Genomic DNA, 16345 nt, shown 5'->3' with positions numbered 1-16345 from the left:
GCCTCGCCACGGTGGGCGTGAAGTACAGCGGTGAGAGCAGCGCCCTGCAACTGGACGCGTTCCACTGGAAAGAGGACGGCATCAGCGACAAAGGCATGATGCTGAACGTTAAGAAGACGTTCTGAGAAAAGACCCCGGCACAGACCGGGGGTGTTGTACCTTCCTGGATCGGGCGCGCCTTCATGGGTGCCCGGTTTTTTTATTCCGGATCACAAAAAGTCTTTCTTTGCCTTGCCTGCATTTGCCTTGTGCTTAATATGACTAGTCATGAAATTTTAAATGACTAGTCATATTAAGAGGTGCGAGAGATGAAGCGACTGCCAGCCAATTTTTTGTGGGGAAACTCGGTGTCCAGCATGCAATCCGAAGGCGCATGGAACGAGGGCGGGAAGGGGATGTCGGTGTATGATATTCGCGAGCCGCGCGAATTCGCTTCTGACTGGAAAGTCGCCACCGATTCCTACCACCGTTACCCGGAAGATTTCGATCTGATGAAAGATCTGGGCATGAACTGCTACCGCTTCCAGATTGCCTGGAGCCGCGTCTGCCCGACCGGCGACGGCGAATTTAACGATGAAGGCATTGCCTTTTACGATCGCTTTATCAACGCGCTGATCGCCCGCGGCATTGAGCCGATGATCTGCCTTTATCACTTTGACATGCCGCTGGCGCTGGCGGAAACCTACAACGGCTTTACCGACCGCCGGGTGATGGAGGCCTTTATTCGCTACGGTCAGAAGATGATCGACTGCTTTGGCGATCGGGTGAAATGGTGGCTGACCTTTAACGAACAGAATCTCTACCACATGCCGGATGCGTTCCTGATTTCGGGCTATATGCGCGGCGAACGCACGCTGCGCGAGCTGTATCAGATCCAGCATCATGTGATGATGGCGCATGTACATCTGACCCGCTATCTGCATGACGCTCAACCGACTGCGCTGATGGGCGGCATGCTGGCGCACCAGCTGACCTACCCGGCAACCTGTAAACCGCAGGATATCTTCTGTGCGCAGCAGTTCGACGAGTTCACTAACCAGAACCTGCTGCGCGTTTTCGCCGGGGAGGGCTACAGCCCGGAAGTGCTGGCGGTGGTCGAGCGCGAAGGGTTTACCGATATCTATCAGCCTGCCGATCTGGCGCTGCTCACTACCACAAAATGCGATTACNNCCGCTCGGTTTTCGGACCATCATCCCCCGCTACTACAACGACTGGCGGTTGCCGGTGTTCCCGATTGAAAACGGTATTGGCGTGATTGAAGCCTGGGACGGCGTAAACCCGGTGGAGGACGATTACCGCATTGATTATCATCGCGATCATATCAACGCCATGAAAGCGGCGATTTTTGAGGATGGCGCGGAGGTGATCGGCTATCTTGGCTGGGGGCTGATTGATATCCTCAGTTCACAGGGTGACATGCGCAAGCGCTACGGCGTGGTGTATGTGAACCGCGATAATCACGATCTCAAAGATCTCAAACGGGTGCCGAAGAAAAGCTATGCGTGGCTGAAACGGGCCATCCACAGCAACGGCGAAGAGATGTAACACCATGACCGCGAAGTACCTCGCCATCGCGCGGGAAATTAAAAAACGCATCGACAGCCAGCAGTATGCGGCGAATGCGCCACTGCCTGACCAGCACGCGCTGGCAGCGGAGTTTGCCACCAGCCGGATGACCATTCAGCAGGCGATGCGCCAGCTGATTATTGAAGGGCTGGTCTATACCCGCAAGGGACAGGGAACGTTTATCCGCAAAAATTATCACCCGCGCTCGCAATGGGAACTGGCCGGGAGCGACTATTTTGGCGCCACCAAAACCTGGGAACACGTCGGTCCGGTGGAAAGCCAGGTGCTGCGCTTTGAACTGCGTTTCCCTGATGAAAAAGAGCAGAGCGCGCTGCTGATTGACGCCGACGCGCCGGTGTATGACTTTGCCCGCCTGCGGTTGCTGAACGGCGAACCGGTGTCGCTCGATGAAACCGTGATGCCGGTGGCGCGGGTGCCGGGGCTGAATAAGTCGCATCTGGAAAGCTCGGTCTTTCGCTACGTGCAGGAGACGCTGGGGCTGAAACTGATGGGGTCCCGGCGCGTGGTGCGCGCCCTGAAACCGGGAGATCTCGACCGGCAATATTTAAAATGCGATGTCACTGACCCGGTGCTGGAAGTGGAGCAGGTGATTTATCTTGAGGACGGCACGCCGCTGGAGTATGCCCGTTGCCATTACCGTTACGACCACGGCAGCATGGTCATTGTGAATAACGGCTAATAAAAAGGCGGGTTGATCTTTATCACATTCAGGCTTACAGTATTGTTATGTTATAACATAATGATTGAGGTAAGCCATGAAGCCTGATATTCACCCGCACTATCGTACCGTTGTCTTTCACGACACCAGCGCGGACGAGTATTTCAAAATAGGATCGACCATTAAAACGGAACGGGAAATTGAACTGGAGGGCGTGAAGTACCCTTATGTCACCCTGGATGTCTCGGCGAAATCCCACCCGTATTACACCGGGAAGCAAAAGACTTTCGCCACCGAAGGCAGCGCCGCGCGGTTTAAAGCGCGCTTTGGCGGTTTCCTGAATGCGAAGCGGGGCTAACAATGCAGGTACTGAATTCGCTTAAGAGCGCGAAACAGCGCCATCCTGACTGTCAGATCGTCAAACGCAAAGGTCGTTTGTACGTCATCTGTAAAAGCAACCCCCGCTTCAAGGCCGTGCAGGGGCGGAAGAAAAGACGTTAAATCTGCTGTTGCATAAAAAAACCGCACGCCAGAATACTGGGGTGCGGTTTTTTTTGTTGTGCTGACTTAGTTCAGACGAACCGGCATCCCGGAACGATCCTGAATCGCCTGATTCAGTACGTTCTGATCCACATCAGTCTGACCGGTCACTTTCTGCACCGGTTTGTTGAGGGAAATCGGTACGATTTCACCGTCTTCGAACTGGGCTTCGGTGGTGGACAGCGGGTTGTGAACTTCAATGTAACGGCTGCCGTCCGGCTCGGTGGTGGCTTTTACCGGCTCATCAATAAACTGAACGCGGGTGCCGACCGGCACGTTCTGGAACAGGAATTTGATGTCGTCGTTACGCAGACGCACACAGCCGTGGCTCACGCGCAGACCGATACCAAAGTTGGCGTTGGTGCCGTGGATAGCATACAGACGACCGATATACAGCGCGTACAGACCCATCGGGTTATCCGGGCCAGCCGGAACGACGGCAGGCAGTGGTTCGCCCGCAGCACGGTATTCGGCGTGCATTTTCGCAGTCGGTGTCCAGGTCGGGCCTGCTTTCTTACGTTCGACCTTGGTGGTCCAGTTGATCGGCGTATCTTTGCCTAACTGGCCAATACCAATCGGCAGCACGATCACGGTGTTGGTGCCTTTCGGGTAGTAGTACAGACGCATTTCGGCGCTGTTGATGACGATACCTTCATGCACGGTGTCCGGCAGGATCAGCTGCTGCGGAATGTTCAGCACTGTACCGCCTTTCGGCAGGAAGGTGTCGACGCCCGGGTNNCACCGGCCAGACCAGCCGCAAAAACTGTCGATAATTTCATATTCATGTTGTGCGAAGTAAAGTGCCACACTGGCGTTGTTGGAGAATTAAGACCTCAGATGGGAGCGCATTATATGTGCATTCCCGCAAACAGGGAATTCAGATGTGTACGAAATCACTATTTTTCATCTTCCTTGCTACTGTAGCCCCTGTTACGTGGGCTGGCGACAAATTAGGAACAATGGAAGCGGCAGGCAATCAAATTCGCCGGAACCGTGAAAAAAAGGCCAGACAGTGGCATAATAAGCGGTTTGTCACATCTTTCAGGATATTCCCGTGTTAGTCACCAGCAACGTCACCATGCAGTTTGGCAGTAAGCCGCTGTTCGAAAATATCTCCGTCAAATTTGGCGGCGGCAACCGTTACGGCCTGATTGGCGCCAACGGAAGCGGTAAATCCACCTTTATGAAAATTCTCGGCGGCGATTTAGAACCGACGCTGGGCAACGTTTCCCTCGATCCGAACGAGCGCATCGGTAAGTTGCGTCAGGATCAGTTCGCCTTTGAAAACTTTACGGTGCTCGACACGGTGATTATGGGCCACGCGGAACTGTGGGAAGTGAAACAGGAACGCGATCGCATATACGGCCTCGCGGAAATGAGCGAAGAAGACGGCTACAACGTGGCCGATCTGGAAGTGAAATACGGCGAAATGGACGGCTATTCCGCCGAATCCCGCGCCGGTGAACTGCTGCTGGGGGTGGGGATTCCGGTGGAACAGCATTACGGCCCGATGAGCGAAGTGGCACCTGGCTGGAAGCTGCGTGTGCTGCTGGCGCAGGCGCTGTTTGCTAATCCGGATATCCTGCTGCTTGATGAACCGACCAACAACCTCGACATCGATACCATTCGCTGGCTGGAGCAGGTGCTGAACGAGCGTGACAGCACCATGATCATCATTTCGCACGACCGTCACTTCCTCAACATGGTCTGCACCCATATGGCGGATCTCGACTACGGCGAGCTGCGCGTCTATCCGGGCAACTACGACGACTACATGACGGCAGCAACCCAGGCGCGCGAGCGTCTGCTGGCCGACAACGCCAAGAAAAAAGCGCAGATTGCTGAGCTGCAGTCGTTCGTCAGCCGCTTTAGCGCTAACGCCTCGAAATCCCGCCAGGCGACCTCCCGCGCACGCCAGATCGACAAAATCAAACTGGACGAGGTCAAAGCCTCCAGCCGTCAGAACCCGTTCATCCGTTTCGAGCAGGACAAGAAATTGTTCCGCAACGCGCTGGAAGTGGAAGCGCTCAGCAAAGGCTTCGATAACGGCCCGCTGTTTAAGGGCGTTAATCTGCTGCTGGAAGTAGGTGAGAAGGTCGCGGTGCTCGGCACCAACGGCGTCGGTAAATCCACCATGCTGAAAACGCTGGTCGGCGAACTGACCCCGGACAGCGGCACCGTGAAATGGTCCGAGAATGCGCAGATTGGCTACTACGCGCAGGATCACGCGGAAGAGTTCGATAACGATCTGACTGTCTTCGACTGGATGAGCCAGTGGAAGCAGGAAGGCGACGACGAGCAGGCGGTGCGCAGTATTCTGGGGCGTCTGCTGTTCAGCCAGGACGACATCAAAAAGCCGGCGAAAGTGCTTTCCGGTGGTGAAAAAGGCCGCATGCTGTTCGGTAAACTGATGATGCAGAAACCGAATATCCTGGTGATGGACGAACCGACCAACCACCTGGATATGGAATCGATCGAATCGCTGAACATGGCGCTGGAACTTTACCAGGGCACGCTGATCTTCGTCTCGCACGACCGTGAATTTGTCTCGTCGCTGGCAACCCGCGTGATTGAAATTACGCCGCAGCGCGTGGTGGACTTCAGCGGCAACTACGAAGATTACCTGCGCAGTAAAGGCATCGACGGTTAACCCTGTTGCCCGGTCGCGCTGCGCTGACCGGGCCTGTGAGGTTTTACGGCGCCATGCCCAACGCGCGTTTGCCGTGCAGGTTGAGGTCGTTCAATGTGAAACGACCTTGCCAGTGAGTTTCATAATCTTCACGCGGGAAATCGCCCGGTGACGCGCCCGTTTCCAGCGCGGCTCTGACCCGGTGTGCATAAGCCAGGTTTTTGTCGCACAGCGGGGCGGCGGGGATATACATCACGTTGCCCCAGCCCTGCTGATTCTCCACCGGCGCGACCGCGTGGATCACATCACAATGCCACCACACGGAATCACCCGCGTCCAGCGCCGGAATTGACGTCAGCGCGCGGATCAACAGCGGATGCCACTGCTCCGACACCGGCAACACTTTCCCCGGCGCCACGCCGCACAGCTCATCGTCAGGCACATCGTCCAGCAGCGGACGCAGCAGAATGTACGCCATCGCCTCCGGGATCGGCACCACGTGAAGCAGCCCCTGATGCGGGATCATATCCGACAGCGCCGTCCAGCCCTGGAAAGTGCGAAACACCGAGCATTTGGTGGTGTTGTCGACGGTATATTCTTCCACGTCGGTGCGGTGCGCCGCATCCCACGGATTGTAATTCTCAATATCTCCCCGGAACACGCTGGCGAACACCTGTTGGTAGGCCGGTAACAGCCAGCGCTCCAGCGCGCCGGAATCGGTATGCGCGCCAAGCCCCTTCGAGGTGGTGCCCGGTGGGCGGCGGCGAATGCGGTCCGGGTAAATCACGCTGACGTCCGGGTTAAACCACTGCTTACCGTCTTTTTCAAACGTCCACAGCCGGTTGAGGAATGATTGCACGGCGGCCATTTCGCTGCTCTGACGGGCCTGCATTTGCGCCTGCGACCAGTAAATCGGGTAGATTTCCGGGCGTGAGGCCGTCAGCGATCCGAAGAAGGTATCGCCCGGTCCTTTGTATTGTTCATCGAAATGGTTGCGGTCGAGATAGTCGAGCATCGAGCGATCCCAGTCCAGCGCCTGCTCGCGCGGGAAATGGCCTTTGATCACCGCACAGCCGCGGCGCTTAATGGCGTCGCGCTCANNCACGCCCCCCGCCGCGAGACGACGAAAGTCGATCACCGGCCAGACCGGGTCGCCCTGCGCTTTCAGCGCATCAATTTCCGCCACACGGGCTTCGATTCGCGCCGAAAGCGCAGCGAACACGCGCTGAACGTCACCAATTTGCGCACGCAGCGCGGTTTTCATCTGCCGGATCGCCGTTTTGTGATCCGCTGGAAGCGTATCGTGGGTAAAGGTAAGCGTCATGATGACCTCTCAATCTTTCATATGAAAGTAAATTAACTTACAAATGATACTTTAAGTTAAAAACAGGTTAATGCAAGTTAAATAACTTGCTAAAAAATGAAATTGAGAGAGGGAGAACATAAAACCGGAGCAGGGCGCTCCGGTTGGAAGATTAGTTGTCGAACGGCGGGGCGTTGTCCAGCACGGCCTGAATCACGTTCAGTGCGCCGTCGTGGTTGTTGTCGTCCGTGCGGTAGCGGGCAATCTCTTTGATGCGTGGGCCGGCATTGTCCATCGCAAACGAGAAGGGTGCCATCGCCAGCATTTCCGCATCGTTGCCGCTGTCGCCAATCGTCACGCAGTGTTGCGGCGACAGTTTCCAGCGCTTGAGCAGGCGGCTGATGCCGTTGGCTTTGTGCAGACCAGGGATAATCAAATCGACAAAACCGAAGCCGCTGGTCACAGGCTTCATGATGCCGTCGAGTGAGACGTGCAGTTTATCGACCAGTTGCGGAATATCGCTGTCGGGCAGATTCAGCGAAAACTTAAACAGCTTGTCGTTGATCTCACGGTAGTCAGAAACGCGTTTCAGGCGATGGTAGTGCTTCGCCATCAGGGCGACGAAATCCTCGGGCGCGTTGACGCTGACGTAGGCGCTTTCCAGCCCACAGGCCACGAAATTCAGATGCTCATCTTTCAGCAGTTCCCCGATGACGATTTGCGACTCATGCTGCGTCAGTTCACCATGGAACAGTTCCTCGCCATGGGCATACACCAGCGCGCCGTTCTCGGCGACGAAAGAGATTTCATTCTTAAGTTCAGGGAAAAAGGAAATCAGCTGGTAGTACTGGTTGCCGCTGGCGACCACGAATTCGATATCACGCGCTTTCAATGCGCGGAACTGCGCCTGAAAACGTTCACGATCGTATGTCTTGGAATCATTGAGAAAAGTCCCGTCCATATCAGTGACGATTACTTTTACGGTCATACCTTTGCTCCTGGGGTGACTGCGACCAGAAGCATTCTAATGATAATGTGAGCTAAACCACAAATTTATTTCGAATGAAAGAAAACGCTGGGTAGCGGCTGCGCCTTACCCGGCAGGGACATGTGTTCCTGTAGGCCGGGTAAGCGAAGCGCCACCCGGCAGGTTCTTACAGCGTGTGTTCAGTTCGGGCGATGATATCGTCCTGCGCATCCGGCGACAGAGCGGTAAAGAACGCCGAGTAGCCCGCCACGCGCACCACTAAATCACGGTACTGATCCGGGTGTTTTTTCGCCTCCAGCAGCGTATCGCGCGACACGATGTTGTACTGAATGTGCCAGCCTTTATGCGCCTCGAAGAAAGTGCGCAGCAGGATCATCAGCTTCTGACGGTCGCTGTCGTTATCCAGCGTCGCCGGGTTCAGTTTCTGGTTGAGCAGCACGCCGCCGAGAATCGACCCGGTCTGCAGTTTACCCACCGAACCGATCACCGCCGTCGGGCCGAGGTGGTCGGTACCGGACGCCGGGCTTGCCCCTTCCGCCAGCGGCGTTCTGGCTTTTCGCCCGTCCGGCGTCGCCATCGTTGCCGCGCCAAACGGCACGTTAGCAGAAATAGACGAGGTGCCTGCGTAGTAGTTGCCGCCCATTGGACCGCGACCATAGCGCGGGTTGTGATATTGCTTCAGTTCATCGATGTAGGTCTGGTACGCGCGAACCAGCAACGTATCCACGCTGTCGTCGTCGTTGCCGTACTTCGGTGCGCCGTTGATTAAACGCTGGCGCAATTGTTCGTGCGTCAGGCCGTCGAAATCATCCGCCAGCGCGGCGGCCAGTTCCTGCTGACCGATAGCCCCCTGATCAAATACCAGTTTTTTCACCGCCGCCAGGCTGTTGCCGAGGTTGGCGATGCCCACCTGCAGGCCGGAGACCCAGTCGTATTTCGCGCCGCCCTGTTTGATGCTTTTCGCGCGCTCGATGCAATCGTCAACCAGCGCTGAGCAGAGAATATCGTGGACGTTCTCTTCCAGCATGGTGTCAACCACGTATTCGATTTCAATCGATTTACGGGTGTAGTAACGAATCTGGCGATCCCAGGCGTTCATCACCTCCTCGAAATCGCTGAAGTTGCCTTTCGACAGCGCCAGTTCCTGAGGCAGGAACACCTTGCCACTGGTGGCGTCGCGACCGCCTTCGAGCGCAGCCAGCATCACGCGGGCAAAGTTGATAAAGCTCATGCCGGTGCAGCGATAGCCCCATTTGCCGCCCACGGCGGTTTCGATGCAGCCGATGGCGGCGTAGTCGTAAGCGTCCTGCGGTTCGATGCCGAGCTTGATGAATTCCGGGATCACGATTTCGTCGTTGTTGAACGCGGGCATGCCGAAGCCGCAGCGGATCACCTGCACACAGGCGTCGAGGAAGTCGTTACTCATTCCCGCGTGATAGCGCACGCTGAGGTTTGGCTGGGTGGAGCGCAGACGACCACAGGATTCCAGAATGGTATACGACAGCGGGTTGACCGCATCCTGCGGTTTGCCATTTACCAGCGTCTGACCGCCAATGGTCACGTTCTGGTATAGCGGGCTGCCGGCAGAGGCTTTCGAGTGCGAGCCAGAGCGGATCTTGTTCACTTCCAGCAGTTTCAGCCAGCAGCTGTGCAACAGCTCAATCGCCTGTTCGCGGGTCAGCGTCTGGTCCAGCTCTACGTCGCGGCGGTAATACGGGTAGAGATATTGATCCATACGGCCAAACGAGACAGAGTGGCCGTTGGATTCAATCTGCAGCATCAGTTGAATAAACCAGCACAGTTGCAGCGCCTGCCAGAAGGTTTCTGGCGGCTGATGGGCGATGCGGTCGCAGTTTTCCGCTATCGCCAGCAGCTCATCGCGGCGGCTGGCGCGAATTTCGTCGCGTGCCATATCACGCGCCAGCGCGGCATAGCGTTCGATATGATCGCTGACGGCGGCCAGCACGATATCAATCGCTTTCAGAAACTGCTCACCGTGAAGATCGTCCAGCACAGTAAGATTGAGGCGCGCGCGGCGCTCCGCCACTTTCTCACGCAGGCCATCGAGCCCTTTTTCCAGCAGCAGCGGGAAATTCACCGCCAGATGCGCGTCGCCGGAGGTCATGTTGCCTTCGGCTTTGATGATGCCGGTTTCCAGCAGCGCTTTTTGCTCATCGGTGAACATGCCGTAGCAGCGGTCCTGCACCGTCTGGCCGCGCCACCACGGGCAAATGTCATGCAGTACGCGTTTGTTCTCTTCGCTGACCGCAAACCCGGCGCCCGGGCGGTCGGCGAGATCGTCGATCTCTTTTTCAATCCAGCTGACGGTGTATTCCGGGAAAATCGGCGCGGCACGCACTTCGCTCGCCTGGTTGCCAATAATCAGTTCATCATGCTTGATCCAAATAGTCCGCTCCGCCAGATGGTGAGCCAGCGCCAGCGCGCGGCGTACCGGGATCGGCTTATCCATGTTCTGTTGATAGACCTCGGTGTAATGACGGGCGCGTTCGGTGCAGACCGGCGGCTTCACGATGTGTACCAGCGCTTTTTTGTGGGCCTGAATGCGGGCGGAGAGCGTGTTGAGAGTCAGAGTGGTCATCGGTTTATCCTCGTAGGGTCGCGGTTAACCCTTTCCGGCGGGCAATGTCTTGCGCAAAGGCCAGTAATTCCGGGTCGTCCAGCGGCTTGTCAGGGGCAGAGTAAGGTTGGCCGAGCAGGATGTATTTATTCATGCCCAGCGTNGGCGGCGGCGAGGCGTTTGAGGTTATCCAGCACCCGTTTCGCCGAACCGTCGGTCCAGGTGTTAAACACCGCGCCGTCGACGTGCTTGAGATCCGCCAGGAACAGATCCACATACGGCAGCGCCGGTTCAATGTAGCGCCACGGCACGTGCAGACAGGTTTCGACGGCGGTATGAATGCCCTGCTGATGGCTTTGCTTCAGCAGCGCCAGCGCCATCTCCGGGTTCATAAACGGTTCGCCGCCGGAAAGGGTAATGCCGCCGCCACTGCGGTCGTAAAACGGTTTATCGCGCAGCACGGTGGCCATAATCTCGTCGACGTTTTTCGTTTCACCACACACCGTCAGCGCCTGCGTCGGACAACAATGGTCGAGCGCGGTAAGATGGTCTTCTGTGAGTTTTTCGCGGTGGATCAACAGGCCGTTCAGCGCGCGTTCGATAATCTCCGGCGCCGCCTGCTGGCAAAGCTGACAGCCGTCGAGGCACAGGCGGGCATCAAAGAGCAGATCGCGGGAGCGTGCGCGGCTCTCCGGATTCTGACACCAGCGGCATCCAAGCGAGCACCCTTTGAGAAACACCACGGTACGAATACCGGGGCCGTCATGGGTGGAGTAGCGCTGAATGTTGAAGATCATAAATCACCTCGAAATTTGCATATGAAAATTAAAATACTTTCGAATGAAAGTTAGATTGACGCAAATCAAAAAGGTGACAGGTTGCCTGCGTATACTTTGTAACCATGTGAAGTGAAGAATCATTGAGGCGAATTATGGAACTCTATCTGGATACCTCGGACGTGGCGGCGGTGAAGCGCCTGGCGCGCATTTTCCCGCTCGCGGGCGTTACCACCAACCCCAGCATTGTGGCGAGCGGCAAAACAACGATTGACCGCCTGCTGCCTGAACTGCACAGCGCGCTGGGCGGGCAGGGCAGACTGTTTGCACAGGTGATGGCGACTACCGCTGAAGGGATGGTCGAAGATGCGCGTAAGTTGCGGAGCATCGTGCCGGATCTGGTGGTAAAAGTGCCAGTGACGGCAGAAGGGCTGGCGGCGATTAAGCTGCTGAAAGCGGAGGGCATTCCGACGCTCGGCACCGCCGTGTACGGCGCAGCGCAGGGGTTATTAGCGGCGCTGGCGGGCGCGGAATACGTCGCGCCGTATGTGAATCGCGTGGATGCGCAGGGCGGGGACGGTATTCAGACCGTGGCAGAATTACAGCAGCTGCTGACGCTGCATGCGCCGGGTGCGAAAGTGCTNTCGCGCAGCAGTTTATCAGCTCACCCGCGGTAGATGCCGCCGTCGCGAAGTTCGAACAGGACTGGCAGACGGCGTTCGGGCAGACGTCGCTTTAGCACTGAAGCCGGGCGGCGCTGGCGCTTGCCCGGCCTACAATAGCGCTATGCGCATTATTGTTTACCGCACACCTCGCACCCCGGATTTCGCATCAGCTTCATTTCCCGGAACTGGCAGGTCATCGCGTCATACATCACGATTTTCCCCACCGCAGGCGTGCCGTAGCGGGTCAGCAGCTTGATCGCTTCCATCGCCTGCATCGCGCCAATCACCCCCACCAGCGGCGACATCACCCCCGCTTCCACACAGGTTAGGGCGTTTTCGCCAAACAGGCGGCTCAGGCAGCGGTAGCAGGGCTCGCCGGGCTGATAGGTAAAGACGCTGATCTGGCCTTCCATACGAATCGCCGCACCGGAAACCAGCGGCGTTTTATGCAAAAAACACCCGGCGTTGAGCTGATTGCGAATCGCGACGTTATCGGTGCAGTCGAGCACCAGATCGTGCTGCGCAATCTGCGCCTGCAGGGCGTCGTCGTCCAGCAGGGCGTTGATGAGACTGAACTGAACGTGCGGGTTGATGCGCGCCAGCGTGTCGCGGGCGGATTCCACTTTCGGTTGCCCGATGGTCGCATCGCTGTGCAGCGTCTGGCGCTGGAGGTTGGAGAGCGACACGGTGTCGAAATCAAGCAGCGTCATGTGGCCGACGCCGCTCGCCGCCAGATACTGCGCGGCGGCGNCGAGCCCGCCAAGCCCGACGATCAGCACCCGCGCGGCTTTCAGCGCTTCCTGACCGTCAAAATCAAAACCGCGCAGCACAATCTGGCGATTGTAGCGCAGCATCTCGGCATCGCTCAGTGCTTCGGCCATTACAGCCCTCCCAGCAGATGGTTAAAGGGCTCAACGTCAACCCATTCGCCCGCTTCTACGTTACCGCGATCGCGTTCGAGCACAATAAAGCAGTTGCCCTGACTGAAAGAGCTGAAAATATGCGAGCCCTGATGCCCGGTGGTGGTGACTTCCGGCTCGCCATGGGCGTTAACGCTGAGGATACCGCGCTGAAAATCAAGGCGGCCCGGCGTTTTCTTCAGCCGGGTGGCGGTACGTNCAGATGCCCCGCCAGCCGGTTGGTATCGTAGATTTGCCCGTCGCCCAGCGGCTGGCCCGGTAGTTGCAGTTCATCACCCGTTGAAAACAGCGCCACACGGATTTTGCGTACCACGCTGACTTCCGGGATCCCCAGCGACGCCAGCACCGGCAGTTCTGCCACGCTGAGCTTCGTGCCCGCCGGGAATACCGTCGCGCCCATCGCGATGTCTTCCCCACGATAACGAATGTTCTGCCCGGCCTTCACTGGCGCGGTGAATCGCACGCCCGCGTCAGTCTGCTCTGTCTCTTCCTGCATGACGACAGCGTCACAGCCCACGGGAACCGGCGCGCCGGTCATAATGCGGATGCAGGTGCCGGTGGGCCATTCGCCCTGCAACGGCTGTCCGGCAAACGCTTTCCCTGCAACCGGCAACGCCGCGCCACGCTGCACATCCGCCAGTCTGACCGCATAACCATCCATTGCCGCGTTATCAAAGCCCGGCACGTCCAGCGGCGACACCACATCCTGTGCCATGACCCGGCCAAACGCCTGCACCAGCGGAACGGTTTCCGATGCGCTCAGCGGCGTAATTTGCGAAAGCATTTGTGACAGGGCAACATCAAGCGGCATCAGTCCGGCGGTAAAATCCATGGGTAACTCCTGCTGACAATTCAATTGCGCCCATTATGGCAGAAAAGTGCGGCATGCTGTATGCCACCAGAGGCGTAGCCTTTACAGCACCGACAGCACTTTCTATATTCAAAAAAGAGATAAGCAACACGGCAGTCTAATGATATGTATAGAAAAAGCAGTTCCATTCATCACAAGGCGAAGAAATGAGTAAGGCGGTGATCGCCATTCACGGTGGCGCAGGCGCGATTTCTCGTGGGCAACTCTCTCCTGAGCGCGAACAGCAGTACGTGGCGGCGCTGTCGGCGATTGTCGAAAAAGGGCAGCAGATGCTTGAAGCGGACGCCAGCGCGCTGGATGTGGTGACCGAAGCCGTGCGACTGCTGGAAGAGTGCCCGTTATTTAATGCTGGCATCGGTTCGGTGTTTACTGCCGATGAACGCCATGAAATGGACGCCTGCATTATGGACGGCAATTTGCTGCAGGCGGGCGCGGTGGCGGGAGTCAGGCACTTGCGTAACCCCGTGCTGGCGGCGCGGCTGGTGCTTGAACGCAGCGCGCATGTGCTGCTGATTGGTGATGGCGCCGAGCAGTTTGCCGTTTCGCAGGGGATGGCGCAGGTAGAAAACAGCCTGTTTTCGACCCCGGAACGCCACGAACAGCTTTTGCAGGCGCGCGAGGCGGGTGANGGATACGATGGGCAATCTGGCGGCCGCGACGTCGACCGGCGGCATGACCAATAAACTGCCGGGCCGGGTGGGCGATACGCCGATTGTCGGCGCCGGATGCTACGCCAATAACGCCAGCGTCGCCGTCTCCTGCACCGGTACCGGTGAAGTGTTTATGCGCACGCTGGCGGCCTACGATATTTCCGCGCTGATGGAGTACGCCGGGCTGAGTCTGCAGGACGCCTGCGAACGGGTGATCCTCGAAAAATTACCGGCGCTCGGCGGCAGCGGCGGGCTTATCGCTATCGATCGTGAAGGCAACGTCGCGCTGCCCTTCAACAGCGAGGGAATGTACCGCGCGTTTGCGTTCGCCGGTGATGCCCCGAATGTCGGCATTTACAGTGTGTAAGGAGCCAGTTTGCCTCACAGTCACGCAATAGATCCCAACGATGTGCTGGTGGTTAAAAACCTCAACGTCGCGTTTACGCATGAACAGCAGTCGGTGCCTGCTGTCCGTAATCTGTCGTTTAAGCTTAAGCGTGGCGAAACGCTGGCGATCGTCGGCGAATCCGGTTCGGGCAAGTCGGTCACNGAACAGGCGGGTGGCGAGATGCGCAGTGATCACCTGCTGCTGCGCCGCCGTAACCAACGGGTGATCGAGCTGGGCGAACAGAGCGCCACGCAGATGCGTCGTGTGCGCGGTGCCGACATCGCGATGATTTTCCAGGAGCCGATGACCTCTCTCAACCCGGTGTTCACCATCGGCGAGCAGATTGCCGAGTCCATCCGATTGCATCAGGGACTCAGCCACGATAAGGCGTTGGTGGAAGCGAGAAAAATGCTCGACCAGGTGCGCATCCCCGAAGCACAGTCGATGCTGTCGCGCTATCCGCATCAGTTGTCCGGCGGCATGCGCCAGCGGGTAATGATCGCCATGGCGCTCTCCTGTCGTCCGGCGGTGCTGATTGCCGATGAACCGACCACCGCCCTTGACGTCACCATTCAGGCGCAAATCCTGCAACTGATCGCTGTCCTGCAAAAAGAGATGGCGATGGGGGTGATTTTTATCACCCACGATATGGGCGTGGTGGCCGATATCGCCGATCGGGTGCTGGTGATGCACGAAGGCGAAGCGGTGGAAACCGGTAGTGTGACGCAGATTTTCAGCGCGCCACAGCATCCGTATACCCAATCGCTGCTGGCGGCGGTGCCGCGGCTTGGCGAAATGCGCGGCAGCGATTTACCGCGGCGTTTCCCGCTGGTGTCGGAAGCTACACCGTTTACCCGCGTTGAACAGGAGCAGAACACGGTGGTCGCGGGCGAGCCCATTTTGCAGGTGCGCGATCTGGTCGCCCGCTTCCCGCTGCGTGGCGGCATTCTTAATCGCGTAACCCGTGAAGTGCATGCGGTGGAAAACGTCAGTTTCGATTTATGGCCGGGGGAGACGCTGTCGCTGGTGGGGGAATCCGGCTGCGGCAAATCCACCACCGGGCGCGCACTGCTGCGGCTGGTTGAGGCGCAGAGCGGCACCATTACCTTCCAGGGGCAGCGTGTCGATAAGCTCTCGTCCGGCAAGTTGCAGGCGCTGCGTCGCGATATTCAGTTTATTTTTCAGGATCCGTACGCCTCCCTCGACCCGCGCNGCCCCGCCCGCCGACGCGTCGCATGGCTGCTCGAACGCGTGGGGCTCAAGGCGGAACACGCCTGGCGCTACCCGCACGAGTTTTCCGGTGGTCAGCGGCAGCGTATCTGCATCGCCCGGGCGCTGGCGCTGAACCCGAAAGTGGTGGTGGCCGATGAGTCGGTCTCCGCGCTGGACGTCTCTATCCGCGCGCAGATCATCAATTTGCTGCTCGATCTGCAGCGTGAAATGGGCATCGCGTTTTTGTTTATTACCCATGATATGGCGGTGGTCGAGCGTATCAGCCATCGCGTGGCGGTGATGTACCGGGGGCGAATCGTTGAGATGGGTCTCCGGCGTGCCGTCTTTGAAAACCCGCAACACCCCTATACCCGCAAACTGATGGCCGCCGTTCCGGTAGCCGATCCGGCGCATCGTCCTGTGCAGCGCGTGCTGCTGTCGGATGAGATACCGGGGAATATTTACAAGCGGGGAGAACAGAGCGTCAGCGTACCGCTGCAACAGGTTGCGCCGGGCCATTTTGTTGCCCGCGATCCGGCGGCAAACGTGCTGGCGCGTTAATTAAGCAGGGATTATCAG

The 16345-nt window shown here is 57.8% G+C and carries 9 protein-coding genes and 6 pseudogenes; 8 read left to right on the top strand and 7 right to left on the bottom strand.

Annotation, left to right across the window (positions count from 1 at the left end):
• Positions 1–308 precede the first annotated feature (308 nt).
• The 4 genes and pseudogenes from GM30_RS05300 to ykgO all read left to right on the top strand — a co-directional run bounded on the left by GM30_RS05300 (position 309) and on the right by ykgO (position 2747).
• Positions 309–1546, top strand: a pseudogene (locus GM30_RS05300) (glycoside hydrolase family 1 protein).
• 4 nt (positions 1547–1550) lie between these two features.
• Positions 1551–2267, top strand: coding sequence for a GntR family transcriptional regulator (locus GM30_RS05295; RefSeq protein WP_049847776.1), 717 nt, complete (start codon positions 1551–1553; stop codon positions 2265–2267).
• A 76-nt stretch (positions 2268–2343) separates the two neighbouring features.
• Positions 2344–2604 (top strand): type B 50S ribosomal protein L31, encoded by a 261-nt coding sequence (locus GM30_RS05290; protein WP_049847775.1) that lies wholly within the window; start codon positions 2344–2346, stop codon positions 2602–2604.
• 2 nt (positions 2605–2606) lie between these two features.
• Entirely contained in the window at positions 2607–2747 is a 141-nt protein-coding gene (gene ykgO, locus GM30_RS05285) for a type B 50S ribosomal protein L36 (RefSeq protein ID WP_049847774.1), read from the top strand.
• A 66-nt stretch (positions 2748–2813) separates the two neighbouring features.
• On the opposite strand, the pseudogene GM30_RS05280 reads toward ykgO, so the two are convergent.
• Positions 2814–3521: pseudogene (locus GM30_RS05280) on the bottom strand (L,D-transpeptidase family protein); the annotation flags it as partial.
• A gap of 319 nt (positions 3522–3840) precedes the next feature.
• On the opposite strand from GM30_RS05280, the gene GM30_RS05275 reads away from it, so the two are divergent.
• The gene (locus GM30_RS05275; protein ID WP_049847773.1) at positions 3841–5436 is read left to right on the top strand and encodes an ABC-F family ATPase; all 1596 of its coding nucleotides are present in this window, start codon (positions 3841–3843) and stop codon (positions 5434–5436) included.
• A 43-nt stretch (positions 5437–5479) separates the two neighbouring features.
• On the opposite strand, the gene GM30_RS05270 is transcribed toward GM30_RS05275, so the two are convergent.
• The 4 genes and pseudogenes from GM30_RS05270 to GM30_RS05255 form a co-directional block, all read right to left on the bottom strand.
• Positions 5480–6739 carry a DUF1479 domain-containing protein gene (locus tag GM30_RS05270; RefSeq protein WP_049847772.1) on the bottom strand — a complete coding sequence of 420 codons (1260 nt, stop codon included), beginning with the start codon at positions 6737–6739 and terminating at the stop codon, positions 5480–5482.
• 151 nt (positions 6740–6890) lie between these two features.
• Complete coding sequence (locus tag GM30_RS05265; RefSeq protein WP_049847771.1) at positions 6891–7706, bottom strand: Cof-type HAD-IIB family hydrolase; 816 nt, start codon at positions 7704–7706, stop codon at positions 6891–6893.
• A gap of 166 nt (positions 7707–7872) precedes the next feature.
• Positions 7873–10305 carry a formate C-acetyltransferase/glycerol dehydratase family glycyl radical enzyme gene (locus GM30_RS05260; RefSeq protein ID WP_049847770.1) on the bottom strand — a complete coding sequence of 811 codons (2433 nt, stop codon included), beginning with the start codon at positions 10303–10305 and terminating at the stop codon, positions 7873–7875.
• A 4-nt stretch (positions 10306–10309) separates the two neighbouring features.
• Positions 10310–11081 (bottom strand): annotated as a pseudogene (locus GM30_RS05255) (glycyl-radical enzyme activating protein).
• Between the two features lie 134 nt (positions 11082–11215).
• Between GM30_RS05255 and GM30_RS05250 the strand changes: the two are divergent.
• Positions 11216–11799, top strand: a pseudogene (locus tag GM30_RS05250) (transaldolase family protein).
• Positions 11800–11853: 54 nt separating this feature from the next.
• On the opposite strand, the gene moeB reads toward GM30_RS05250, so the two are convergent.
• Together moeB and GM30_RS05240 are read right to left on the bottom strand one after the other, a co-directional pair.
• Entirely contained in the window at positions 11854–12606 is a 753-nt protein-coding gene (gene moeB / locus GM30_RS05245) for a molybdopterin-synthase adenylyltransferase MoeB (RefSeq protein ID WP_049847769.1), read from the bottom strand.
• Positions 12606–13477, bottom strand: a pseudogene (locus GM30_RS05240) (hypothetical protein). The gene moeB and the pseudogene GM30_RS05240 overlap by 1 nt, the downstream one beginning before the upstream one ends.
• 185 nt (positions 13478–13662) lie before the next feature.
• On the opposite strand from GM30_RS05240, the pseudogene GM30_RS05235 reads away from it, so the two are divergent.
• Positions 13663–14533, top strand: a pseudogene (locus GM30_RS05235) (isoaspartyl peptidase/L-asparaginase).
• Between the two features lie 9 nt (positions 14534–14542).
• Positions 14543–16327 carry a glutathione ABC transporter ATP-binding protein GsiA gene (gene gsiA / locus GM30_RS05230; protein ID WP_049847768.1) on the top strand — a complete coding sequence of 595 codons (1785 nt, stop codon included), beginning with the start codon at positions 14543–14545 and terminating at the stop codon, positions 16325–16327.
• The last annotated feature ends 18 nt before the right edge of the window (positions 16328–16345 follow it).

Source organism: Trabulsiella odontotermitis, assembly GCF_001188485.1.
GTDB lineage: Bacteria > Pseudomonadota > Gammaproteobacteria > Enterobacterales > Enterobacteriaceae > Trabulsiella > Trabulsiella odontotermitis_A.
The sequence above is the reverse complement of the archived record's forward strand: the minus strand, read 5'-3'. Positions and strand labels throughout refer to the sequence as shown.

Coding starts and splice junctions, on each gene's coding strand:
- GM30_RS05295 (WP_049847776.1), top strand. CDS start 1,551: ATGACCGCGAAGTACCTCGCCATCGCGCGGGAAATTAAAAAACGCATC.
- GM30_RS05290 (WP_049847775.1), top strand. CDS start 2,344: ATGAAGCCTGATATTCACCCGCACTATCGTACCGTTGTCTTTCACGAC.
- ykgO (WP_049847774.1), top strand. CDS start 2,607: ATGCAGGTACTGAATTCGCTTAAGAGCGCGAAACAGCGCCATCCTGAC.
- GM30_RS05265 (WP_049847771.1), bottom strand. CDS start 7,706: ATGACCGTAAAAGTAATCGTCACTGATATGGACGGGACTTTTCTCAAT.
- GM30_RS05260 (WP_049847770.1), bottom strand. CDS start 10,305: ATGACCACTCTGACTCTCAACACGCTCTCCGCCCGCATTCAGGCCCAC.